1 protein-coding gene is annotated in these 1,201 nt (G+C 62.3%); it reads left to right on the top strand.

Annotation, left to right across the window (positions count from 1 at the left end):
* The coding region (locus FYJ52_RS09965) for a transposase (RefSeq protein WP_154577063.1) at nucleotides 1-1,201 on the top strand (1,201 nt) is incomplete at both ends.

Here is a 1,201-nt window from a genome sequence, read left to right as displayed (position 1 = left end):
CGGCTGGAGCATGGCTTTCTACGGGTTCGCTGCGAGTCTTGCCACGCCGAGCACCTGGTCGCTTTCAGCTGTAAGCGTCGCGGTTTCTGCCCGAGCTGTGGGGCGCGGCGGATGGCCGAAAGTGCCGCCTTGCTGGTTGATGAAGTACTGCCTGAACAACCCATGCGTCAGTGGGTGTTGAGCTTCCCGTTTCAGCTGCGTTTCCTGTTTGCCAGCCGGCCCGAGATCATGGGGTGGGTGCTGGGCATCGTTTACCGCGTCATTGCCACGCACCTGGTCAAGAAAGCGGGCCATACCCACCAAGTGGCCAAGGCGGGCGCGGTCACCCTGATCCAGCGTTTTGGATCGGCGCTCAATCTGAATGTTCACTTCCACATGCTGTTTCTCGACGGTGTGTATGTCGAGCAATCCCACGGCTCAGCGCGTTTCCGCTGGGTCAAGGCGCCGACCAGCCCAGAGCTCACCCAGCTGACGCACACCATCGCCCACCGGGTGGGTCGCTATCTGGAACGGCAAGGCCTGCTGGAACGGGATGTCGAAAACAGCTATCTGGCCTCGGATGCGGTGGATGACGACCCGATGACACCCCTGCTGGGGCACTCGATCACTTACCGTATCGCTGTCGGTTCACAGGCGGGGCGAAAGGTGTTCACTTTGCAAACTCTGCCGACCAGTGGTGATCCGTTCGGTGACGGGATTGGCAAGGTAGCCGGGTCCAGCCTGCACGCCGGCGTGGCGGCCAGGGCCGATGAACGCAAGAAGCTCGAACGGCTGTGCCGGTACATCAGCCGCCCGGCGGTATCCGAGAAGCGGCTGTCGTTAACACGAGGCGGCAACGTGCGCTACCAGCTCAAGACGCCGTACCGGGACGGCACCACGCACGTCATTTTCGAACCATTGGATTTCATTGCAAGGCTGGCCGCCCTGGTACCGAAGCCCAGAGTCAACCTAACCCGCTTCCACGGGGTGTTCGCACCCAACAGTCGGCACCGGGCGTTGGTCACGCCGGCAAAACGGGGCAGGGGCAACAAGGTCAGGGTGGCTGATGAACCGGCAACACCAGCACAACGGCGAGCGTCGATGACATGGGCGCAACGGCTCAAGCGTGTTTTCAATATCGACATCGAGACCTGCAGCGGCAGCGGCGGGGCCAGGGAGGTACACGCAAGCACTGAGGACCCGGTAGTGATGACGCCGAGCC

It is taken from the genome of Pseudoramibacter porci (assembly GCF_009696145.1).
GTDB lineage: Bacteria > Bacillota > Clostridia > Eubacteriales > Eubacteriaceae > Pseudoramibacter > Pseudoramibacter porci.
Note: the sequence above shows the minus strand (reverse complement) of the source record. Positions and strands in the feature narration are given on the sequence as shown.